Source organism: Anatilimnocola aggregata, from assembly GCF_007747655.1.
GTDB classification, from domain to species: domain Bacteria; phylum Planctomycetota; class Planctomycetia; order Pirellulales; family Pirellulaceae; genus Anatilimnocola; species Anatilimnocola aggregata.
Genome location: NZ_CP036274.1, coordinates 6,334,491 through 6,355,823, shown reverse-complemented (window position 1 = coordinate 6,355,823; position 21,333 = coordinate 6,334,491). Strand labels below are relative to the sequence as shown.

Here is a 21,333-nt window from a genome sequence, read left to right as displayed (position 1 = left end):
CTGCCCGGCCTTTAGGTGGGCATGAGCACCCAGACGAATCAAGATTCCGAACTGCAGCATAGCTTTGGACCGGGGGAAATCGGCTTCGATTTCCTACCGTTGCAGACGACTAGCGCGCCTCTTCCCACTCAGCCCGAGAATACGATCCCTACCTTCGACATGCAGTCCCACACGGAACTGCCTCTGTTCGATAGTGCGATCCCGGTGTTGGAACGGCCGATTGTGGCCTCCTCCTTGCCATCGAATGGTGCCAAGGCCCGGTTTTGGCTCGATGGCGAAACGGTTCTCTGCGGTTGTCCCGACTGCAAAGCGCCGATGTCGGTTCGGTTGTGGCTGATGACCGCCGACTGCTGGCGCTGTGGCATCAGCATCGATCTGACCGAAGAGCAAGAGCGGGAAATCGGCAAACTGCTGGAGGCACGAAAGCCAGCGCTGGCGAAAGTTGCCCCGCCTGCCGCCAAACCGACAGTGCCGATTGCGCCTGCAGCAACAGCCAAAGTCACTCCGCCGCCAGTTTCGCCCCCCGCGGCTAAAGCGCCGAGTGCCTTGAAGCCAGCGCCGCCGAAATCGCCGGCACCAATCTCGACGACGCCCAAATCCACTTCGCCTGGTGTTGCCGTTGGCCCAGTGGGTAAGAGTCCGCAACCAACTGCGCCGGTCGCTCCGCCCAAGGTCCTCCCACCGCCGGTTCGCAAAGCAGAGCCTGTCGTTAACGCTGCTGCGGTCGCTGTTGTCGCGCCGCCGGCACCTGCTGTGCCGGAAAAGCGAGTGATCGCTCCGCCACCACCACCGGCCGCGAAACCAACACCTCAGCAGCGACGAACCGCACCTCCGCCTAAGCCAGTGGAGGAAGTCGATTGGCTGAAGCGTTTTCTCGATGCCATGCCAGCTTGGATGATCAGTGGTTTGGTGCATCTGATCGCCCTGACATTGCTCGCGATGTTTACGGTGCCCGAAGACGAGGAGGAAGGGCCAATGATTATTCTCTCGGCCAATATCAGTCACGAACGGGTGGAAGGTGGCGATGCGCTGGTGCTGCCACCCGATGTGCGCGCTCAGTTTGATATGCCCCTGCCGGAAAAGATCGATCTGAAGAATCCCGACGAGATCAAATCGCTGGTGGCCGCCAATCAGGATGCACGCGAGTTGCGACTCGACAATGAAGCCGTTCAGCATCTGGCCAATGTTGATGTGGTGAAGAAGCAGGTCGAAAATGCCACTGGAGTGCGCCAGGCACTTGCTGCCCGAGATCCTCGGCTGCGTGTCGAAATGGTGACTCAGGAAGGTGGCACTACCATGACCGAAGCAGCGGTCGCGCGTGGCTTGCGATGGTTGGCCAATCATCAAAGCAACGATGGCAGTTGGCGACTCGACGATTTTGAAAGTGTGCACGACTGTAACTGCGGCGGCCGCGGCCATTTTCACACGAAGGCGCCGGGTACCGCGCTGGCCATGTTACCGTTTCTCGGTGCCGGTCAAACGCATCTCGCCGGCAAGCATAAGGGGACCGTTTCGCGAGGCCTGCGCTGGCTCGTGCAGCATCAAAAAGAAAACGGCGATCTGCGTCATGACGAACGCAGCAATGCCGGCATGTACACGCATGGCCAGGCAGCGATCGTGCTCTGCGAAGCCTTCGCCATGACCGGTGATGAAGAATTGCGCATTCCAGCTCAAAAGGCTACCGATTTTGTCGTGAAGGCGCAGTTCAACGATGGTGGTTGGCGCTATCAGCCCGGCCCAAGCAATGATCGCGGCGATACCAGCGTCGTCGGCTGGCAACTGATGGCCCTGCAAAGTGCTCGCGCGGCGAATCTGAATGTGCCCGAACGCACGCTGTTGCGGGCTAGTGCGTATCTCGATCGGTGCACCAAAGACGGGTCGCAATACGGCTACATGGCCGGTTATGCTCCCACGCCGACGATGAGCGCCGAAGCTTTGCTTTGCCGGATGTATCTCGGCTGGAATAAGAAGCAGAACCCGGCACTGAAGCGCGGAGTGCAACGGCTGGTCGAAGACCACTTGCCGCTGAAGGGTAATCCCAATCTCTACTATTGGTACTACGCCACGCAAACAATGCATCATTACGGCGGTGAAGAGTGGGACGCCTGGAATCTCAAAATGCGAGATGTCCTCACCTCCACACAAGAGAACAGCGGCCACGCAGCCGGCAGTTGGGCCCCGCGCGGCGATCATGCCGACCGCGGTGGTCGCATCTATATGACTTCGCTCTCGGTTTGCACGCTCGAAGTCTATTACCGGCATCTGCCGATCTTCCGGCAGATCAAGCTGGATTGAGTTCAAGCCTGCTTCAATCCGATAATCATTTCTGCCACCTGCTGCGGCGAATGATCCACATCGGCCGGCACGAAGGTGCATTCGCTCAAGCTGCGGAACCAGGTTTCTTGCCGTTTGGCGAACTGTCGGGTGCGGATTTTGACAAAGTCGATGCACTGGCCAATCGAGACCGGAGGTTGGTTCTTTTCGCTGGGAATCAGCTGCAAAAATTCCAACACTTCGCGATAGCCGACCGCCTGAGCTGCAGTGCGACTTAGCTGGCCATATTGGGCGACCAGCGCCTTCACTTCTTCAACCAGGCCCGCTGCGAACATTTGATCGACGCGAGCTTCGATTCGTTGATGAAGCAACTCGCGCGGCCATTGCAGCACATAGACATGACTCTCGGCCGCCGAGCGAGAATCGTCGAACTGATTTTGCTGATGACTCAACGGCTGGCCAGTCAAGCGAAAGACTTCCAGGGCCCGCACGATCCGGCGTTTATCGCGCGGATGAAGCTTGGAAGCCATGAGTGGGTCGATGACTTGCAACCGTTCGTGCAAGGCATCGATGCCGACTTCGGCCAGTTCCTTTTCGATTTGCTGGCGAAATTCCCAGTCTGCTGGCGGGCCTTGATAGGCTCCTCGCAGCAGGGATTTTAGATAGAGTGGCGTGCCACCCACGAATAGCACTTGCTTGCCGCGACTTCGGATCTCGTCCACACAGGTATGCGCGGCGTCCAAATACTCGCTCAGGCTGTATTCCTCATTCGGCGGCAAGACGTCGAGCAAGTGATGGGGCACCGCGTTTCGCTCGACTGCAGATGGCTTGGCCGTGCCGATGTCCATTCCCGTGTACAGGGCCATCGAATCGAGCGAAATGATCTCGGCATCAAGTTTGTGGGCCAGTTGAATGCCGACTTTTGTCTTGCCGGCCGCAGTTGGCCCAGTCAAAAACCAGCAGTCGCGCAGCGCTGGCGTGGGCGGAATGTCGCCGGGAATGAAGGTCGAGCTGTAATCCGAGGAATTCATAAGGTTCTAGCTAACTTTGCGGGAGGAATTCCGCAGGAAAATCGCCTTGCGGCAAGCTACTTCGGACCGCACGGATTGCGGGTTTGGGCAACTGGATTTAGGATATTTAAGTACCTCAGCGGGGATCGCGTGCCTGATTGACTTGTCCGGCATCGGCGGAATGTCTCCACTCCCTTGTCTCGCGGCGATCGCGATCATGCTGCTGGGGTTCCCAGTATCCATCCCGCAGAATTTTGCCGCAAGCAACGAGACAAACGTGACCGCCACACTACCGAACGCCCCCGTTTCTCCGTCTGCCACCGATTCGTCGGTGGTTTCCCGATTGATGGCCGTGATCGAGGACCGCAAGCGTAACCCGCCTGCCAAATCGTACACGACCACGCTGTTGCAGGGAGGAGTCGTCAAGATCGGCGGCAAGATCCAGGAAGAAGCCCGCGAAGTGGTCGAAGCCGCGTACGAGCAGGGCGAACCAGGCCGCAAGCATGTGATCGCCGAGGCTGCTGACGTCGTTTACCACCTGCTGGTCTTGCTCGCACTGCAAGAAGTGAGTTGGGCGGAAGTTGAAGCCGAGATTGCTCGCCGGTTTGGCATGAGCGGTCTCGATGAAAAAATGGCCCGGCCACCCAAGGGCTAGTCCCTCTCTCCCCTCTACCGTCTGAATTGACCCGAGTGATCCTGCGGGATTGCGAGGGTCGAACTATAGAATCTGGCTGCTGGAGTTTTCTTCCGCAGCCGCCCGATTGAACGAACAACTGCAACGAGCGATTGAATTCTCATGTCGAACCTCCGGATCGGTGTCCCCAGCAAAGGCCGCCTCAGTGAACTTGCCGCCGAAATTTTGAAGCAAGCGGGCCTCAGCTTTCGCCGTCAAGAGCGGAGCTTGTTCGCTCGCTGCGGCGAAATGCCTATCGACATCACTTTTCTGCGTACCGAAGACATTCCCGTGTTGGTGGCCGAAGGCGCGATTGACATGGGGCTTACCGGCAGCGATCTGCTGGCCGAATCGGGTGCCGATGTGATCGAACGGCTTGATCTGGGGGTGGGCAAGTGCAAACTGGCCCTCTGTGTGAGTGAAGATGGCGATATTCATGAGGCCGCGCAACTCAACGGCAAGCGAGTCGCCACTAGTTTCCCGAATGTTACTCGCAAGTATCTCAAAGCGCACAACGCCGATGTTCACATGGTCGAACTAAGTGGTTCGGTCGAAGTGATGATTGCCCTCGGCGTGGCCGATGCCATTGTCGATCTGGTAGAAACCGGCAGTACGCTGGCCGCGAATCGCCTGAAAGTGCTCGACGAAATCGGTCGCTACTCGACCGTGCTCATTCAGAATCGCCAGCGCCGCGAAGGGGCGCTGGCCGATCGAGTGGTGCGACGTTTGGAAGGAGTGGTCATCGCCCGTGCGTACTCGTTGCTGGAATACAACATTCCTCGTACGAAGTTAGCCGATGCCGAGAAGATTACGCCCGGCTTTAACAGTCCCACGGTCAACGCGCTCGAAGATCCTGCGTGGTGTGCAGTTCGCGTGATGGTTCGCCGCAGCGAAGTCATTGAAGTGATGGAGAAACTCGAGGCGGTTGGCGCTCACGCCATACTAGAGACACAGATCAACAATTGCCGGCTGTAAACACCGGTCTGTTGGTTGCCCAAATTCGCGGCCAGAAAAGAAAAATTACTGGCCGCCAAGTACGGTGTAGTTCGCCGTGGAATCGGTCGGTTTGCGAATTTCCATGCGGAGTTTCCCAGCGGCCTTAGGAACCCGAATGGTCACGCGGTGCGTACCGGTGGCAATCTCTCGCTTAGCGAGCGTGGTCCCTTCGAATGGTTCGGCATCAAGCCACCAGACCGTTCCCGTTGGCGCGGTGAGTTCGAGTTCGATCTCGCCGGTGTCAATCACGTCGAACTGGCCCTGCAAATAGAGAGCAGCCCCTTCGCTGCCGCTACTCAGTTCGGCAAGCGGGAAATCGCCGCCCGCCATGCCATAGGAAGTAGTCCAGGCCGAATCGGGAGTATCGAGCACGTGCTCGCGCAGCAGTTCGACGTTGGGAACTTCATCGAGCACCAATTTTTCAGGCGAACTGAGAACCCGCCAGCGCTGAATGGTTGGCACTTTGCGCACGGCATAGGGCCCTGGTTTGCCAAGTTCCGAGACGAAGCGAGCCAGGTCGAGAAACTCGTCGTGCGTGAGGAATTTCGTCAGCCCTTGCGGCATCAGCGATTTTCCTTCGGCTTCATCTTCGATGTCAGCTGCCGGAATGGTGAGGATCTTGCCCGCAGCATCGCGCACGCGGACTCGCGTATCGTCGCGGTCGATGACGATGCCAGTCACTACGCCGCCGTCGGCGGTCAGCAATACGCGAGTGACATATTGCTCTTTAATGGCCAGATTCGGATTGAGAATTGAGTTCACCACGTAGTCGGCAGGCGAAATCGAACCGAGCGCCGTGAGTTCGGGGCCAACCTGGCCGCCAGCTTGGGCGATGCTATGGCACTTGATGCACGATAGATCTTTGCGACGAAAAATCTGTTCACCCCGTTCAGCGTTGCCTTTTGCCATCACTTCTGCGGCAATTTTCGCAGCTTCTTCTTGCGTTGGTGGAGGAGCATCGAGGGCGATGTTCGCCGCTTGGCTCAGGACGTCCGAAAGGGCGGCATCGCTGCGACCCACGCTGTACATATGCCGCAGGCTAATCTTCGCAGCCTCTTCAGGAATCTTTTTGTCTTTCAGTTGTGCAGCTAGTTTTTCGGCACCTTCCTTCCGTCCCAGAATCGCATCGAGCAGTGGAGCGGGATCAATTTTTGAAGTCAATTCGGGAATAATCGTTCCCGCAGCAGCGGCTGCCGCCTCGAGGTCGATTGCTGCGAGTTCCGCAGCCGCGAGCAGTCGGAGTTGGACGGACTTGCCGGAAGATGCCAGATCGCGAATGGTCTGTTTGCTCTCGGCGTCGCCCAGCGAAACGAGGCCGCCGATGGCTGCACGGCGCAAGGCTGCGGGAGTCTTGTCGCTTTGCGCTAACTCTTGCAGTTGCGGGCGAACCGCTGCCACTTTCCAGAGTCCGGCCAGTTCGATGGCACCATTGATGATGGCCGGGTCGCGCTTGGTAACGTCTCCCGTCAGCAGTTGCTTGATCGCGCTCAAGTCACCGCTGGGAACCACTTTCCGCACGCGGGCGGCATCGGCTAACCAGGTCAGCGATTGTCGACGAAGTGGCGCGGAGAACGCATCGTCCTTAATCACCTCGCCGACGATAAATGCCAGATCATCCGGACCACCGCGGGTCACCACCATTTCAACCACTTGGGGCTGCCGTTCTTTCGGCAATCGCCCGCTTTGCAACAGTTTGAGGAGAGGGCCAGCAGCGCCGGCTTGAGCACAGGCGGTCGAAGTACCGAAGGTGAATAAACCGAGAGCCAACACGAGTGAAAGGCAAACGGTGCGAAGCAAGTGCGTCAACATGGCAGAGCGTGAAACCCGTTCGAGGTGGGAGGTAGTCAGCACCTGAAAATTATAATCGAGGCGACACTCTCTTGCGGTGTAGTGGCAGTAAAGTCGCGCGACCCGCCGCAAAAACTTCCCCGAGAAAAGCCAGCACTCGAACTCTTTTCGCAACCATCATCGTTGCAAGTGGTTAACGTCGCTGGCTGATGAATGCCCAGCAAACGGTGTCAATCTTTTTGCGCAGAAATCCGGCAACTTTTTCGCTTATGGCGGGAAAATCATTCACGGAGAGGGAACGCGCTAAACCTGCTGCGCATCCATTTCTAAAGAGCGTTGCTGCGCAAAGCTAGCAGACTTATCTGCCAGGCGAGTGTCAGCCGCGGGCAGAGGAACAGAGACCGTTGCCCACGGCAGCGTTAAAGGAGCAGGATATGTCGACGGCGGAATTGAGTGTGTTTCGTTACGACGGGCAGGGACCGCCGCGCAAAGGCAATGCGCCCGGTCAACCATTGCACCGAATTGAAGAGGTTCGACTGCAACAGGGAATGACGCTGCGAACCGCTTCGCGGCACTTGGGACTCGATGTGCGAACAATTCGAGCCCAAGAACAATCGACATCGGATTTGCGACTCAGCGATCTCTATCGTTGGCAGGCCGCGCTCGAAGTGCCGATTGGTGAACTCTTGGTGGAAACCGAGGAACCTCTGTCTCGTCCCGTGATGGAGCGAGCGCGGATGGTGCGGCTGATGAAAACGGCCGCAGCGCTGCTCGAAGATGCTCCCAACAATAACACTCGGCGGATGGCTGAGAACCTGATTGAACAACTCGTTGAAATCATGCCCGAACTGCGCGAAGTCGGACCTTGGCACAGCGTTGGCCAGCGTCGTACCCTCGACGAAATGGGCCGCATCGCCCAAAATCCAATCTCGGTTGAAGGTGGCGACTACTGCGACGACGATTAACGAACTAGTTCTGATCGCGGTGAGCGACTCACTCCGGCCCCTGCCAGTTGTTCTTTTCAACTGCCCAGAAGCTCTTTTTCTGTGGCAGTTTCACGCCGATACTGTTGACTTGGGTTGCTCCGATAGCAAATACTAGTAACACGTTGCGGCGCTATGCTTTGCTGCGAATCGTGGCGGGCCTGATTTGGCCTCACCTTTTGGCAGCTGGCGTGACGTATGTTTATGGTATGCTTGCAAGTTCTAGCAGCTTGATGGGTGGGCAACGACGTCCGCCGAATCGGCTGAGTTTTTTCCTTTGATTCGAAAGGGTGCCTGCGATCCCTCCAGCCGACCAGAAGACTCGTATTAACGAGCAGATTCGAATTTCTCCCGTACGTGTGATCGGAGCCGATGGGGCTCAATTGGGCATCATGCCCGTGGATACCGCACTCGCGAAAGCGCGCGAATCCGACTTGGATCTGGTAGAAGTTGCTCCCAATGATCGGCCGCCGGTGTGCCGCATCATGGACTACGGCAAGTTCAAGTATCAGCAGAACAAAAAGTCGCATCAAACCGCGCACCATCCCAAGACCAAAGAAATTCGCTTGCGCCCCAAGACGGGCGACCACGATATCGAATTCAAGGTCAAGCAAGCCGTGGGCTTTCTCGAGCACAAAGACAAGGTGCAGGTCTCGGTCATCTTCCGCGGTCGCGAACTGGCTCACATCGACGAAGGCCGCAAAGTGATGGACCAGGTCATCACCAAGCTGCTCGAAGTTGGCAAGCTCGAGTCGCCGCCGCAGCAGCAGCAAAAGCGGATGATCGCCATGGTCGTGCCGAAGCAGGCATAGTGCGGATCGCCGGCAGCTTGGCTTCGGGCGAATGGACTTGCCGTCTGCAATTCCCACAGCGAAGATAAATAAAGTAGGAAGCCCATCTCGGCTTCCAAGTGGAGAGGTAGGGGCAACCCAGCATGAATCCAGTAGTTCTGCGAGGAACGAAACAGGAAATCGCTGCGAAACTCATCGGTATGCACGGTGAAGTGAGTGAAGCGATTGTCTTCGTTGGCGACTCCAGCTTCGCCCCTGGCACTGCTGCCCCTTTGGCGAATGAAGACATGTTCGCCGAAATGTCTTCCCACATGGTTAAGGTTGATTTCGTGGATGACTCTCGCGAAAACATTTACACTCGCCAGGTTGGGGAATGATCCTTCTCGATACGAATCTGCTCGTACGTATCGTCCGCGCGAGTGATTCGCAGTGTGCCCTTGTCCGAGCAACGATTCACTCATTGCTAGCCCAAGGTGAGCAACTCGTTATTGTTCCTCAATCTGTCTTTGAATTCTGGGCCGTTGCCACCCGCTCTACAGGGCCACCGCCCAGCGGACGAAACGGCCTTGGCATGTCGCCGGCCCAAACGGTCCATTGGCTTCGGTTCTTTCGGAGGCGTTTCACGTTTCTGCCTGACCGAGAGGATTTAACTTTGCTTTGGCAGTCGTTGGTCGAAACGCACAACGTAACGGGCTTTCGCGCGCACGACGTGCGACTTGTCGCTGTCATGCAATCGTACGGCATCACCCGTCTTATGACTTTCAATGCCGCTGATTTCAGGAATTTGCCGGTCACGATCGTCGATCCAAGAATTTGACGATGTGGTTCTTGAGTTCGCCGATGACTCACTTGTTCTAAGTTCCCAGATCGCACTCTGCCACGTTCCACAACTTCTAGCCGCTAAATTCTATTTGCGGTGAGTGAGGTTCATCCGGCTATAATCGAGCGGTGTCGGTAATTGACCGCTCTCTCCGCCGGTGATAATGCGCCATGCAGCAGCACCTTCCTCTCTCGTCGCGAAATCGCCGCGATTTTTTAACGCGCGCGGGTGGAGGCTTTGGCCTGATGGCCTTGGCTTCACTACTGGCCGAGGAGTCGAACGGCCTGCGTGCCAATGAGTCGACCGGCAAAGAAACTGCGACTCGCCCACCCCATTTCGCGCCGCGGGTGAAACGGGTGATCTGGCTCTTCATGCATGGCGGGCCGAGTCACGTGGACCTGTTCGAAGCGAAGCCTGACTTAGTCAAGTTGAGTGGCAAGCCGCTCCCTGATTCGTTTGGCGAAGTGATGACGCGGCGCAAGGTCGCGCAGAATCCGCTGCTCGCGCCGATCAAGCCGCTTCGGCAGCATGGTGAATGCGGCCATGCGATCAGCGACCTGCTCCCGGAGACCGCGAAGCATGCGGATGAACTGTGCATGCTCCATAGCGTGTGCGGCGACAGTGTGAATCATCCGCAGTCGGTTTATCAGATGAACACCGGCAGCATCCTGATGGGTCGGCCCAGCGTGGGGAGTTGGGTCGCCTATGGCCTGGGTAGTGAGAATCGCGATCTACCTGCTTATGTGGTGTTGCCCGATCCAGGCGGCGGCGTGAAAGGTGGACCACCTGCGTGGGGTAGCGGCTTTTTGCCAGCCACGTATCAAGGCATCACCATGCGGCCCGGTGATTCCCCGCTGCTCAACTTGCGACCTCCCAAAGAACTATCGGGTACCCAGCAGCGAGCAACGCTCGATCTGGTACAGCAGTTCAATCGTGCGCACCTTGATGCTCGCGATGGTGACGATGAACTGGCCGCTCGCATTCGCGCCTACGAACTGGCGTTCCGCATGCAGAGCACAGCGCCGGAACTCGTCAACCTGCAGGATGAGACCGCAGAAACGCAGCGATTGTATGGTCTTGACGAAACTCACACCCGTTCATTCGGGCAGCGCTGTTTGCTCGCGCGGCGAATGATCGAACGCGGCGTGCGCTTCGTGCAGGTTTACTCGGGCGATACCAACGGCTGGGATGCTCACAGCAACGTCCTCACCAATCACACGCAGCATTGTCGCGCCACAGATCAGCCGGTCGCCGCGCTTTTGCACGATCTGAAACGTCGCGGACTGTGGAACGATACACTCGTAATTTGGGGCGGCGAGTTCGGTCGCATGCCCATGAGCGAACAAGGAACCGGTCGCGATCATAATCCCTGGGGATATACGGTCTGGCTGGCTGGTGGCGGCGTGAAAGGTGGCATGCGTTACGGCAGCACCGATGCCGTCGGTCTGCGGGCTGAAGACAAGCCTGTGCCAATTAAAAACCTGCATGCGACGATCTTGCACTTGCTTGGGCTGAAATTCGACGAACTCACCTACTTTCACAATGGCTTGGAAGAACGGCTTACTGGACCAGCTGAGGCGCATGTCGTGCACGAGGTGCTCGCATGATGCGCTGGCTTAGTTATTCAATCTGTTTCACTCTGCTCTTGATGCCGCAATCGAATGCAGAAGAGGAACTTGAGGATAGCAAACGCGAGGTCGTTGCTGATGAGCGGCCGATTGTAGAATTGCCGATTACAGCGGCCGATCGAGATCACTGGGCTTTTCAGCCGCTAGTGAAGCCCGCGGTTCCCACGGTTGCGGATGCTAACCAGCAAAGCAATTCAGCTGTCGACTGGTTCGTGCTCGAAAAGTTGGCGAAGAAACAACTTGCGCTGGCCTCAGCCGCCGACCACTCAACATTGCTGCGACGCGTGACATTTGACCTGACTGGATTGCCGCCGACGTTGGGAGAACGAAGTGCGTTTTTAGATGACTCAGCGCCCGATGCTTACGAGCGCGTCGTCGATCGACTGCTCGCGTCCCCCGCGCATGGCGAACACGCAGGGCAAGCTTGGCTCGATCTGGCCCGCTTCGCAGAGACGGATGGCTTTGAGCACGATAAGGTCCGGCCGCTGGCCTGGAAGTATCGCGACTGGGTAATTCGCGCCCTCAATGACGATTTGCCTTACGACCGTTTCTTGCAGTTGCAACTTGCCGGCGATGAGATCCTGCCCGGTGACGAGCAGGCTCGCATTGCCACAGGCTTTTGCCTGGCTGGGCCCGATATGCCGGACGTGAACGATCAGCAGGAACGGCGGCATAATCTACTGAACGAAATGACGGGGATGGTTTCGTCGGTCATCATCGGGTTGCAATTAGGGTGTGCCCAATGCCACGACCATAAATACGATGCGCTCAGTCAGGCTGATTTTTTCCGTTTGCGGGCCTGTTTCGAGCCAGCTGTGCAGTTGAAAAAGGATCAATCGGTCGAGTGGCTGAAGGAAGTAACGAAGCCCGAGAAATCGCGATTGTGGATTCGCGGCGATCATCGCCGCCCTGGCGCGGAACTTCAGCCCGATGTGCCGCGGATTGCCAACCTGGGCGAACAAAAGTTTGTCGCACTGATTTCGGCAGTGGCGAGTAGTTCCTCGGCAGAAGCCAAATCGACCTATCGCCGCGCAGCTGCCGCTCGTTGGTTTACGCAGCCCGACCATCCCCTCACCGCGCGCGTCATGGCCAATCGCCTTTGGCAGCAACACTTTGGCCGCGGGCTTTCAGCGTCACCCAGCGATTTTGGTCTGCTGGGTGAATCGCCCACTCATCCAGAGCTGCTCGATTACCTCGCTACCGAGTTCACCGGTCGCGATTGGAGCATGAAGACCCTGCGCCGCACGATTGTGGAATCGGCCGTCTATCGGCAGGCCAGTCATTCGTCAGGCAAGCCGATCCATCAAGCCGAGTGGCAGACGCGATTAGCAAAAGACTCCGGGAATCAACTGTTCAGTCGTTATCCACGCCGTCGCTTGGACGGCGAGATGATTCGAGATGCCATGCTCGCAGCGGCCGGGATGCTCGACGCGCGGGCTGGTGGCCCCGGAGTGATGCCACCGTTGCCCCCGGAACTAACCAGCACACTGCTAAAGAATCAGTGGCAAACGAGCAAACGCGAAGCCGATCATTATCGCCGCAGTGTCTATTTGTTTGCTCGTCGCAACTTGCGTTATCCCTTGTTCGAGGCCTTCGACCGCCCGGATGCGAACGCCAGTTGTCCTTCGCGAATTCGCTCGACAACCGCGCCCCAAGCGCTGCTGATGCTCAATTCCGACCAGGTACTGCAAACCGCGCAGCAAATTGCCGGCAAGATTGATCCACACCATGCGCCGCGCGACCTAGTGCTGAAGATTCTCTCGCGCGACGCAACGGCGGTCGAAATCACTGCGTTGCAGCAGTTCATCAGTGAGCAGGCAACGATGCTCGCTCGCGCTGGGCGAGCTGATTCGTCTCTGGCCCTGCCGAGCGGCTGGCAGGATCAGAACAATGCGCCCACCGGAGCCGCCATTGTGCAAGCCGCCTTGGCGTTGCTCAACAGCAGTGAGATGATCTATCTCGATTAGGCCCGGTCTCTTTCGCCCTCTGTCATTTGGCTGCATACGTGTTCCATGCAAATTGTCGCTGTTGGCCGTCCTGAAGTTCCCCCGCTCGAGATGCCCACGCGATTTCGCATGGAGATCGTCTACTTCATGACTGTGCCCGGCGATCACGGAGCGCCCGCCAAGTTGCCGGAAGGTGAATACTGGATCGATCCAGTCGAAGCGCGCCAATGGCTCGACGATCTGGTCGTGTGTGTCGTATCGCCCCTCGATGCGGCGTCGAAGGCTGAGATTCCACTTACCGACGAGCACGAAACCTGGTTGCAATGGATGGTTGACCATAATGTCAATCACGTGCGGTTAGGGTGAATGTTTGTTGGTGTTTACTCGCTCCCCGTTGTGCCCGCTGCTAATGAGCTCACGACAAAGCCTGAGGTGTACCACAGGGGGAAAGTGGTTGCCTGTCGCGCTGCGGCGGAGTAGATTCGGCCCGACGCATGCGTTGAAGACGAATGCGTTGAAGTGATCTGCCAATCTCCCGTCCTTTGATGAGGCCCACCCATGAGCGAGCTTCCCCGCCGCGAATTCCTGCATGGTGTTGCTGCCGTAGCTGCGGCCAGCACTGTTTCGTTGAATGTCGGCGCAACCAGTGCTGCCGACGATAACCGGCCGCTCAACGTGGCCCTGATCGGCTGTGGTGGCATGGGAACCAGCCACCTGCGCAATTTGCTGCAACGGAAAGAGATTCGCCTGGCCTATGTTTGCGACGTCGATGCGAATCGACTGACTAGTGCGGCCAAGCTGGTCGAAACATCGGGCCGGCCCAAGCCCGTCGCGACGAAGGATTTGCGAGACGTGCTAAAAGACAAAGCGGTCGACGCGGTCTGGATCGCCACGCCCGATCATTGGCATTCGCCGGCGGCAATTCTGGCCTGCGAAGCGAAAAAACACGTGTATGTCGAAAAGCCAGTGTCGCACAACGTGCGCGAAGGTCGCTTGCTGATTGAAGCAGCGCGAAAAAACAAAGTCGTCGTGCAAGTCGGTACGCAGTCGCGCAGCACCGCTCACGTTCGCAAGGCGATGGAGTTATTGCAGTCGGGAATCATTGGCGATGTGCTGGTGGCAAAGGCCTGGAACAGTCAGCTGCGGCGCAATATCGGTCACCTGTCACCGAGCCAGCCGCCAGCGGAACTTGACTTCGAGCTATGGCAGGGGCCGGCTCCCGAGCGCGCCTTTCAGGCCAATTTGCTGCCCGGCATTTGGCGCTTTTGGTACGACTACGGCGTCGGCGATATTGGCAACGACGGCGTCCACGATATCGATATCGCCCGCTGGGGCCTGGGTGTGAACACACATCCCGACACCGTCGCCGCTCTGGGAAGCAAGTTTTTCTTCGACGACGATCAACAATTTCCCGACAACCAATACTGCGTGTTCGAATGGTCTGGCGATGGCAAGGTCGGCAACAAGCGCCAGCTCATTTACGAACAGCGCGATTGGTCGCCCTACGTGCAAGAAGGTTATGAAAACGGCAACGCGTTCTACGGCACCCAGGGAGTCATGTTGCTCGGCAAGGGCGAGGGCTTCAAAGTCTTTGGCCCACGCAACAAGTTGCTCGAAGAAATGAGTGGCCGGTTCGATTTGGTTGCCCATCACCAGAACTTCATCGACTGTGTTCGCAGCGGCAATCGATCGCACGCCGATGTGGAAGAAGGGCACTTGTCCGCTTCACTGGCGCATCTGGCCAATATCGCTTGCCGGACGAATCGCGTGCTCACGTTTGACCCGGCAAAGGAACAATTCAGCGGCGAAGCGCCAGACCAAAGCATGCTCACGCGAAAGTATCGCGCTGGTCATTGGGCGGTGCCGACTGGGGCCTAAGTCGTTCGTCAAGGACTTCCACCGCCGTGATGATGTCTGCCTCGTCCGGCGGAATTGCAGGGCGAATCAGCCACGCGGTGATCAGCAGAATTCCCGAGCCGATCACCACTGCCTGAATCAGCGCCCCCACGCGATCGGGTGAGACGCGAGTCATGAGGCCGGCGATCATGCCGATTCCGCTGCCGACCGCCGAGCCATAGAGCACGCCCCACCCACGGTGGAATTGAAACAGCCCGATGATGATTCCGAGCAATGCTCCCGCGACCAGCCCACCGACCATGGCCCCGAGATACTCGGGAGAATCTTCCAGATCAAGATCCCGAAACAGGGGCGCAGCGGCCGCTGCCATCACGGCAAAGCCTGTTAGCATCACGAACAGGAGCGACAGCGGGAATGTTCGTCGATTCGTGGCGAGCGGGTCGTTCATGAGTTCGTTGTGTGACGGTTTTCGTGTTATGGTTGCTGGGCCAATTTTCCATCGTGGCGATTGATGAGCGCCTGCAACAGGGAGAGGGCCATGTTGTCGGCCAAAAATCGCACGTTCCCGTCGCCAAAGGCAAAGTTCGCACCGAGCGCGTGTGAACTCCCAAAGCTGCCGACATAGTTGGGGTTATTGAATGCCGGTATGGGAATCGTTGAATCGGGATCGCGACTAACAAAGTTTGGATCATAGGGGCCTGGCTGAGTTCCTTCGCGGACGAAACCAGGCGCATCGAAACCGACGCCAGTGAATGGCAGGGGTGCCATCGAGACCGCTTGTTCTTCTGCCGTGGCCGTCCCCGGCACAGGTCCTCCGCTGGGACGGTTCGCACGTGGCAAACCATTCTGAAAATTGAGCTGATTGATGGGGCCACCGCCATTGCGCAACGTAGCACGCGTGCCTGAAAGCCAGCCGAGATCGAAGGCATCGGTCAGTTTTTCGCCAAGAAACAAGGTGTTGGCGGCACCATCGGCAAGGTCTTCGTAACGCAACTTGCTGTTGAGAAAAAAGACGCCGCTGTTCTGCTCGTCGATCGCCGCTTCCAGGTCGTGATGCGCGGCGGCGTAGTCGCTGAAGCCTTTTGCCGAAACGGCACTGGACGGGCAAGTTACCAGTTTGGGCGACATGGCCATTACCGGCGCATTTTTCAGGTCGTACACGCTCACACTGAGATCGAGATTCTTGTAAGCCGCTTGCTGCTCGACGTAGGGCAGGATGTGGGCAATCCAGTTGAAGTGTTTGTCGTTGGGCAGGTTCTGAATGGGGGACTTCTGGGCAATGGTGCCGGGTGGATAGAGCAAGTGCGATTGCTCGTATTGCTGAATGCCCAGAATCAGCTGCGTTAAGTGGTTGGCGCAGGTTGCCCGGCGGGCCGCTTCGCGCGCCGATTGAATGGCCGGCAATAGGAGTGCTACCATAACCCCGATGATGGCGATGACCACGAGCAGTTCCACCAGCGTGAAGGCAGCAGTTCGGTAACGCATATCAGTTCTCCGCAAGGGCGAGTTCATTTGGTCGGGACAGGCTGAGGAACGATTCGCTGACTCATCACCAGCGCGCGATGTGCCGGATGATTAGGAAACGTGGCAGTGACGACAAGTTCGTAAGAATCGCTATCTGGTCGTTTCGTCAACTTGATGAGCGCCTCACCACGTTCGTCTGCTGGGGCCGCGCCCACGAGGGGTAACCAGGTTTCGCCGCGATATTCTTGGTTTCGCTCGAGTTGTACGAGTGCTCGATCGATGGCCGACTCGGCTAGCAGTTGCGCTTGCAACTCCCAACTTTGCTGCCGCGTCATGCGCTGGCTGGTGGCCACCTGGCGCAGCACGATACCCATAATGGTGACAACCACCACGAGCAAGACAATGGCCACAAGAATTGCAGCGCCGCGGCGAGTTCGCCGGTTAACGTACCTGGTCATGGCTGGGGCTCCTCACGAACAGGGGGCAACGCTCCGCCCAACAAGACCTGCGCGAAATAGCGGGGCTGGTGGTGTTCGCCAGGGCGCCCGTCCGGCTCGGGTTCTAGTTTCAGTTGGACCAGCGAGCGCGAGCCGGCCGGAGATAGCTGAAAATGAACTTCCGAACCCGGGCGGAGGAAGAACGACTCGCGCTGGAGTGTTCGGCCACCTTGGGCATGCGTGCGCACGAGCCAACTGTCTTGCTTGTCGTAGGTCCAACTGTAGCCGTCAGAACTCGTTAACTCACATTCATTCGGGCTCTTGATTGCGGCTTTGGTAGCGGCATGCACATCGCTGCGCAGCAAAGCATCGAGCCGCACGAATTCGCGCCGCTGTCGTTCGCGCAGCATGACTTGTCGCTGCGCTTTCAGCACGGAAGAAAAGAGAACCACCATGACGGTAATGAGCAAACCGACGAGCGTCACAACTATGCCGGTTTCGAGAATCGTAAAGCCGCGCCGACGGGCGCGAATGCAAGTTGTCATTCGTTAGCCTCCGGGCGCGGCTGATGCTTCCAGGCAGAGAGGCCGACCGGTTGCACGAAAGCCCCCGCCGAGTCTGTCCAGGAGACTTCGACGCGAATCTGTTTCGCGGGTGGTTGATCGACCGGCTCGGTGGCCAGCGAGACTTGCACGCTCATGGTTGCGGAAGGAATTAGCGCCAGAACTTCCGCAGACGCTGCTTCCGCGGTTGGTTCGGTAACTGTCAGTTCATCCCAGTTCTTAGCCAGGAGTGTTTCCAGGCGATTAGCCGCCGTTCGCAAAGCAACTTGTCGCGCCTCTGCCGCCCGCTCTTGTTTGCCAACTAAGAACAGAATTTGAGCAAATAGCGCGAGGCAGGCCACCAGCACGACTCCCGCGGCAGCTAATTCCACGAGTGTGAATCCGCGTCTCGCGGGCTTGGTCTGGGAATGGTTTGTTCTCATGTTAGCCCCTGAATTAAGGCGAACAGTGGCAGCATCATGGCAATGGCAAAATAGCCGACAAATAAACCGAACGAGAGGAGTAAGGCGGGGTATACGAATTGATAGACGACCATCATGCGATACGTCAGCCGGCGCATCAGGCTTTCTCCCATTTCATCGAGTGCCCAAGGCAGATTGCCCGCGCGCTCGGCGGCGGCGAGGACGGCCAGTTCGGCCGGTCCTACCAGCCACTGCTTGCGCAGCGCCTGCTTCCAGTCGCGGCCTTGCTCGACTTCAACTGCCGCGCGCGTCAATCGCCGCCGTACATTCGGCCGTGGATAGACGTTGGCGAGCAGGATCAACGCTTGCGGCAGCGGCTGATGCTGCTGGAGGAGCAGAGACAAACTACGGAGGACCAGGCTGGCATCGTAGCGCCAGAAAAACATTCGAAGAAAAAACAGCCAATCCATAAACCGCATCACATCGGGGAGCATCGCATTGCGCGAGCGCGCTTGACTGCCGGGCACCACTGGAAAAGAGTAAATGCCGGAATAGAAAACAATTCCCACAAACGCCGCTGCCAGTCCCAGCAACAGCAGGGGAATTGCGAAGAGCCAGCCTTCCATGACCATCCATTTCGAGAATGTGACCAGGGACTGAGTCATGGCTGGTAGGATCAGGCCGAATTCTTCGAACATCTTTTGAAAGACAGGCAGGATCTTGAGCATGACAAAGATCACGATGACTTGCAGAGCCACGAAGCTCACGCACAGATAAACCAGGCGGCTGATGATCGTGCGCAGGGCGGCATCAGATTCATTTCCCCAATTCAATTGCGACTTTAACGTCAGCCCGCGCAGGGTGAGAACGTCGCTCATGTTCACCGCCAAGCGCATGGGGGTCGACAATCGCAGGCGGGCCACCCGGGTTGCTTCCGAAAGTGTCGCACCTGCCTCCAGACGTTCTGCCAGGCAATGCGCCCGCACGCCTGCATCTCCGGCATGTTCCTGCGCAAAGGCGCGGGCTGTTTCCTGCAGGGGGATCCCTTTCTCGGCCGAGAAGGCGAGTGTGTTCAAAAGAGCGTGGTGCTCGCTGCGGCGAAAGCGATCGATGAGCATCAGAATCGCGATTAAGGTCATTGGCAAGTAAATGGTGCTGAGAAACGACAACGTACCAATGCCAGCGCCGAATACCGCCACAAAGATCATTACCCACGCGGCCAGCGAGATTGCTAGCCGCGCTTGATTGGCGGACGTTACCACTTCTTTGCGATAGAACAGGCGCAGCGCCATCAGCAGGGCAATGCCTGGCACCAAGAAAATCACAAGGGTGAGTGGACCAAGGGATTGCATAGGAAAAACAGCGATCTCCGTTCGATACTTTCAAGAGAGTCCGCGGATCAATTGAACAAGCGGTGCAAGAAAGCCCGCCACCATCATCACCACCATCCCAGCAATCAACAGGAAGACAACCGTCGGGGCCAACTGCAAAATCATGCTGGCCTGGGCTTGCTGCCGGCTTGCCAACATTTCGGCGGCGGTTCGCAGAGCGTCGGGCAAAGTGCCGCTCCGCTCGCCATTGCGGACCAGGGGAAAAATCGAAGCAGGCAGTTCGTGCAAGGCTTGCATCGCCTGTGACAGGCTGGCACCTTGTTCCACGCGGACGGCCAGTGTGTGAGCATGCCGGGCAAGGGCTGCGTCTCGAATGCCGTCGCCAGTCAGGCGCAGCGCTTGAGGCAACGGAATCTGTTGATCGAGCAGGAGTGCCAACGCCCGCAGCAGTTCGCTGCTGCCGCTCCAATGCCAGAGTGGTCCCAAAACGGGCGCAGCGGAGACGAACTGCGACCAGGTGCTTCGCCCGCCAATCAGCCTAAGCAGTAGCAAAAACGCGCCAATGAAGCCAAACAAGGTCAGGGAAATCGCTACTCCGTACTCGGTGAACCAATAGATGGCGGCAGTGCCAGCGGAAAGTTTGACTCCCAGGCTCGTCATATTCTCGAGCATCGATTTCAGAGCGGGCGCCAGCCAGAGCGAGATGAACAGGAACACGCAGTAGGTCGCCGCAAGCGAGATGAGCGGGTAATTGAGCGCGGTCATCACGTTTTGCCATTGCGCCCGGGACTGCTCGCGAATGAACAGCCATTGGCTGATGGCCATCGCCGGTTGGCCAGTGACTAACGAAGCTCGCATCAAGCCAGACAGCGGCGCAGAAAGTGGCGAGTCCTTGGTGAGGATCTGGTCGAGTGGTTCACCGCGCTTGATGCGCTCTGCAATGGACGTGAGCGCGCGTCCCAAGCGGCGGTCGCTGGTTCCTTCCGCGGCGGCCAATAGCGCTTCGCCCAATTGCGCGCCGCTGCGGGTCGCTTGCGTAAGTTCACGCGCGAGAGCGTTGTCGGCGGCGGTGGAGGAGAGGTTCGACAAGGGATGCGTTGAATAGAGTGGTACAAGCGGAGAAGGTATTAGGCCGTGTCCCCCATGTGTTTCATGAGCAATAGCCAAGGCCCGAGCGTGATCAGGCCATGAAACAGCACGAGAACACCACCGATGCAGAGCGATAGAATTGCCGGAACCCAAGTGGTGAGCCAGGCACTCCGACGGCGAACTTCATCGTAATAGTTTGCCGCCAATTGCCGAAGATTGACGATCAACTCGCGCTGACTGTAATGATCGAACAGCATGCAGGCGACGAGTGGCGGAAAGGGCTGCGGCGGACGAACTGTTTCGCCTCGCGCAAGTTGCTCTGCGAACTGACGAGTTGCTTGCGCGAGGGGCTGCGAACGAATGGTGGCACTGATCAGCTGTAGCGATTCGGCCAGCGGCAGGCCATGTTCGAGCAGAATCGCTAGCTGTTCGCAGAGTGACGCATATTGCCCCGCGCGGCGCATTCGCCCGATGCCGCCGACAATACCAAACGTAAAACAATCGAGCAGCGACCAATCGCCGCTGCTGGTTCCAGCTCCGCGCCAAGTCAAATAGACGAGCACAGCCCCCAGAACCGGTATGAGTGGTCCCCATAACCACTGCCACTGTTGTAGCGCGGTCACGATGGCTTCAGCTGGTCCGGTGTTCATGTCCCAATCGGCACACATCAGCAAATAGACGGGGGCTAACTTGTCGAGCCAGAACAAAAACAACAAGTAAGTGATGACGGCCACGGCCAGGGGATTGATCGCTGCCAGAAAAAGCTGCTTGCGCAGTTCGCCCGTGCGCCGCGCGAGTTGAGCGATCCCTTGCAAGATTCCCGGCAAGTTGCCCGCGCGAATGCCGGCTTGCAACATGGCTTGAAAGCCGGGCGGAAACTGACCATCTGCCCGGGCTACCACGTGATCGAGCGGCGTTCCCGCGGCAAGTTCGCTGCCCATTTCGCGGGCAACGCGGCCCAGGCGTCCCGGCAAGTCGTGCCCAAGTGCCGTCAAGCCATGATCGAGCGGCACGCCGGCCCGCGCGAGGGCGGCGATCTCGTCGCACAAAGCCACCAGCTGATCGAGTGACAGCTTGTTCGAAGTGACGCCCAGCGTAGCCATGGTGCGAGAGGATTCGTGCGGATGATGCGCGGGGAGAAAAGTGTGCTTTAGTGTAAACAGATTTTGTGCGTGCCGGGACAGGAATTTAACCGGTCCCGGCCATTAATTCCCGGGGTATACCGATTGTCAGTCAGACTCGATGAGCCCTCGCCGAGACCGTGTGGAGGACACTAGAATAT

21 protein-coding genes are annotated in these 21,333 nt (G+C 57.9%); 11 read left to right on the top strand and 10 right to left on the bottom strand.

The genetic code is table 11. From position 1 onward, the window contains the following. Positions 1-21: 21 nt before the first annotated feature. On the top strand, positions 22-2,295 hold the full coding sequence (locus tag ETAA8_RS23870) for a hypothetical protein (protein ID WP_145094390.1): 2,274 nt from the start codon (positions 22-24) through the stop codon (positions 2,293-2,295). A 2-nt stretch (positions 2,296-2,297) separates the two neighbouring features. On the opposite strand, the gene miaA is transcribed toward ETAA8_RS23870, so the two are convergent. Further along, complete coding sequence (miaA, locus tag ETAA8_RS23865; RefSeq protein WP_145094387.1) at positions 2,298-3,305, bottom strand: tRNA (adenosine(37)-N6)-dimethylallyltransferase MiaA; 1,008 nt, start codon at positions 3,303-3,305, stop codon at positions 2,298-2,300. Positions 3,306-3,561: 256 nt separating this feature from the next. On the opposite strand from miaA, the gene hisE reads away from it, so the two are divergent. After that, positions 3,562-3,939, top strand: a complete 378-nt coding sequence (gene hisE / locus ETAA8_RS23860) for a phosphoribosyl-ATP diphosphatase (protein WP_238397550.1) — start codon at positions 3,562-3,564, stop codon at positions 3,937-3,939. A gap of 141 nt (positions 3,940-4,080) precedes the next feature. Further along, the gene (gene hisG / locus ETAA8_RS23855) at positions 4,081-4,932 is read left to right on the top strand and encodes an ATP phosphoribosyltransferase (protein WP_145094384.1); all 852 of its coding nucleotides are present in this window, start codon (positions 4,081-4,083) and stop codon (positions 4,930-4,932) included. 45 nt (positions 4,933-4,977) lie between these two features. Here hisG and ETAA8_RS23850 read toward each other — a convergent pair whose 3' ends face one another. Next, a complete protein-coding gene (locus tag ETAA8_RS23850) occupies positions 4,978-6,762 on the bottom strand; it encodes a c-type cytochrome (protein ID WP_145094381.1) in 1,785 nt (594 codons plus the stop codon). Positions 6,763-7,175: 413 nt separating this feature from the next. Between ETAA8_RS23850 and ETAA8_RS23845 the strand changes: the two genes are divergently transcribed. The 8 genes from ETAA8_RS23845 (at position 7,176) to ETAA8_RS23810 (ending at position 14,787) form a co-directional block, all read left to right on the top strand. Continuing rightward, complete coding sequence (locus ETAA8_RS23845; RefSeq protein WP_145094378.1) at positions 7,176-7,706, top strand: helix-turn-helix domain-containing protein; 531 nt, start codon at positions 7,176-7,178, stop codon at positions 7,704-7,706. Positions 7,707-8,014: 308 nt separating this feature from the next. Beyond that, complete coding sequence (gene infC / locus ETAA8_RS23840) at positions 8,015-8,536, top strand: translation initiation factor IF-3 (RefSeq protein WP_145094375.1); 522 nt, start codon at positions 8,015-8,017, stop codon at positions 8,534-8,536. A 122-nt stretch (positions 8,537-8,658) separates the two neighbouring features. Then, a complete protein-coding gene (locus ETAA8_RS23835; RefSeq protein WP_145094371.1) occupies positions 8,659-8,892 on the top strand; it encodes a hypothetical protein in 234 nt (77 codons plus the stop codon). Then, entirely contained in the window at positions 8,889-9,332 is a 444-nt protein-coding gene (locus tag ETAA8_RS35985; RefSeq protein ID WP_145094368.1) for a type II toxin-antitoxin system VapC family toxin, read from the top strand. Before ETAA8_RS23835 ends, ETAA8_RS35985 begins: the two co-directional genes overlap by 4 nt. A gap of 173 nt (positions 9,333-9,505) precedes the next feature. After that, positions 9,506-10,942, top strand: coding sequence for a DUF1501 domain-containing protein (locus ETAA8_RS23825; protein ID WP_145094365.1), 1,437 nt, complete (start codon positions 9,506-9,508; stop codon positions 10,940-10,942). Next, complete coding sequence (locus ETAA8_RS23820) at positions 10,939-12,930, top strand: DUF1549 and DUF1553 domain-containing protein (protein WP_145094362.1); 1,992 nt, start codon at positions 10,939-10,941, stop codon at positions 12,928-12,930. The genes ETAA8_RS23825 and ETAA8_RS23820 overlap by 4 nt, the downstream gene beginning before the upstream one ends. Positions 12,931-12,975: 45 nt before the next feature. Next, entirely contained in the window at positions 12,976-13,275 is a 300-nt protein-coding gene (locus ETAA8_RS23815; RefSeq protein WP_145094359.1) for a hypothetical protein, read from the top strand. Positions 13,276-13,467: 192 nt separating this feature from the next. Further along, positions 13,468-14,787 carry a Gfo/Idh/MocA family protein gene (locus ETAA8_RS23810; RefSeq protein WP_145094356.1) on the top strand — a complete coding sequence of 440 codons (1,320 nt, stop codon included), beginning with the start codon at positions 13,468-13,470 and terminating at the stop codon, positions 14,785-14,787. Here ETAA8_RS23810 and ETAA8_RS23805 read toward each other — a convergent pair. Genes ETAA8_RS23805 through ETAA8_RS23770 form a run of 8 tightly spaced genes read right to left on the bottom strand, consistent with a single transcriptional unit; the run spans position 14,738 to position 21,154 of the window. Then, positions 14,738-15,214: a hypothetical protein gene (locus ETAA8_RS23805; protein WP_145094353.1), complete on the bottom strand. Its 477-nt coding sequence runs from the start codon at positions 15,212-15,214 to the stop codon at positions 14,738-14,740. The genes ETAA8_RS23810 and ETAA8_RS23805 overlap by 50 nt on opposite strands. Positions 15,215-15,240: 26 nt before the next feature. Then, the gene (locus ETAA8_RS23800) at positions 15,241-16,251 is read right to left on the bottom strand and encodes a DUF1559 domain-containing protein (RefSeq protein ID WP_202921234.1); all 1,011 of its coding nucleotides are present in this window, start codon (positions 16,249-16,251) and stop codon (positions 15,241-15,243) included. A gap of 23 nt (positions 16,252-16,274) precedes the next feature. After that, a complete protein-coding gene (locus ETAA8_RS23795; protein WP_145094350.1) occupies positions 16,275-16,688 on the bottom strand; it encodes a hypothetical protein in 414 nt (137 codons plus the stop codon). Next, positions 16,685-17,212, bottom strand: a complete 528-nt coding sequence (locus ETAA8_RS23790) for a pilus assembly FimT family protein (RefSeq protein ID WP_145094347.1) — start codon at positions 17,210-17,212, stop codon at positions 16,685-16,687. The genes ETAA8_RS23795 and ETAA8_RS23790 overlap by 4 nt, the downstream gene beginning before the upstream one ends. Next, positions 17,209-17,601, bottom strand: coding sequence for a hypothetical protein (locus ETAA8_RS23785; protein ID WP_145094344.1), 393 nt, complete (start codon positions 17,599-17,601; stop codon positions 17,209-17,211). Before ETAA8_RS23785 ends, ETAA8_RS23790 begins: the two co-directional genes overlap by 4 nt. A gap of 47 nt (positions 17,602-17,648) precedes the next feature. Further along, the gene (locus tag ETAA8_RS23780) at positions 17,649-18,983 is read right to left on the bottom strand and encodes a type II secretion system F family protein (RefSeq protein ID WP_145094341.1); all 1,335 of its coding nucleotides are present in this window, start codon (positions 18,981-18,983) and stop codon (positions 17,649-17,651) included. Between the two features lie 30 nt (positions 18,984-19,013). Beyond that, positions 19,014-20,051, bottom strand: coding sequence for a type II secretion system F family protein (locus tag ETAA8_RS23775; protein ID WP_145094338.1), 1,038 nt, complete (start codon positions 20,049-20,051; stop codon positions 19,014-19,016). A 38-nt stretch (positions 20,052-20,089) separates the two neighbouring features. Then, a complete protein-coding gene (locus tag ETAA8_RS23770) occupies positions 20,090-21,154 on the bottom strand; it encodes a type II secretion system F family protein (protein ID WP_145094334.1) in 1,065 nt (354 codons plus the stop codon). Positions 21,155-21,333 lie beyond the last annotated feature (179 nt).

Bases quoted from the DNA above. Each gene is read 5' to 3' on its own strand.
- ETAA8_RS23810 (WP_145094356.1), top strand. From the start codon at position 13,468: ATGAGCGAGCTTCCCCGCCGCGAATTCCTGCATGGTGTTGCTGCCGTA.
- ETAA8_RS23790 (WP_145094347.1), bottom strand. From the start codon at position 17,212: ATGACAACTTGCATTCGCGCCCGTCGGCGCGGCTTTACGATTCTCGAA.
- miaA (WP_145094387.1), bottom strand. From the start codon at position 3,305: ATGAATTCCTCGGATTACAGCTCGACCTTCATTCCCGGCGACATTCCG.
- ETAA8_RS23845 (WP_145094378.1), top strand. From the start codon at position 7,176: ATGTCGACGGCGGAATTGAGTGTGTTTCGTTACGACGGGCAGGGACCG.
- ETAA8_RS23780 (WP_145094341.1), bottom strand. From the start codon at position 18,983: ATGCAATCCCTTGGTCCACTCACCCTTGTGATTTTCTTGGTGCCAGGC.
- ETAA8_RS23815 (WP_145094359.1), top strand. From the start codon at position 12,976: ATGCAAATTGTCGCTGTTGGCCGTCCTGAAGTTCCCCCGCTCGAGATG.
- ETAA8_RS23800 (WP_202921234.1), bottom strand. From the start codon at position 16,251: ATGCGTTACCGAACTGCTGCCTTCACGCTGGTGGAACTGCTCGTGGTC.
- ETAA8_RS35985 (WP_145094368.1), top strand. From the start codon at position 8,889: ATGATCCTTCTCGATACGAATCTGCTCGTACGTATCGTCCGCGCGAGT.
- ETAA8_RS23805 (WP_145094353.1), bottom strand. From the start codon at position 15,214: ATGAACGACCCGCTCGCCACGAATCGACGAACATTCCCGCTGTCGCTC.
- ETAA8_RS23820 (WP_145094362.1), top strand. From the start codon at position 10,939: ATGATGCGCTGGCTTAGTTATTCAATCTGTTTCACTCTGCTCTTGATG.
- ETAA8_RS23870 (WP_145094390.1), top strand. From the start codon at position 22: ATGAGCACCCAGACGAATCAAGATTCCGAACTGCAGCATAGCTTTGGA.
- ETAA8_RS23850 (WP_145094381.1), bottom strand. From the start codon at position 6,762: ATGTTGACGCACTTGCTTCGCACCGTTTGCCTTTCACTCGTGTTGGCT.
- ETAA8_RS23795 (WP_145094350.1), bottom strand. From the start codon at position 16,688: ATGACCAGGTACGTTAACCGGCGAACTCGCCGCGGCGCTGCAATTCTT.
- ETAA8_RS23770 (WP_145094334.1), bottom strand. From the start codon at position 21,154: ATGGCTACGCTGGGCGTCACTTCGAACAAGCTGTCACTCGATCAGCTG.
- hisG (WP_145094384.1), top strand. From the start codon at position 4,081: ATGTCGAACCTCCGGATCGGTGTCCCCAGCAAAGGCCGCCTCAGTGAA.
- ETAA8_RS23835 (WP_145094371.1), top strand. From the start codon at position 8,659: ATGAATCCAGTAGTTCTGCGAGGAACGAAACAGGAAATCGCTGCGAAA.
- ETAA8_RS23825 (WP_145094365.1), top strand. From the start codon at position 9,506: ATGCAGCAGCACCTTCCTCTCTCGTCGCGAAATCGCCGCGATTTTTTA.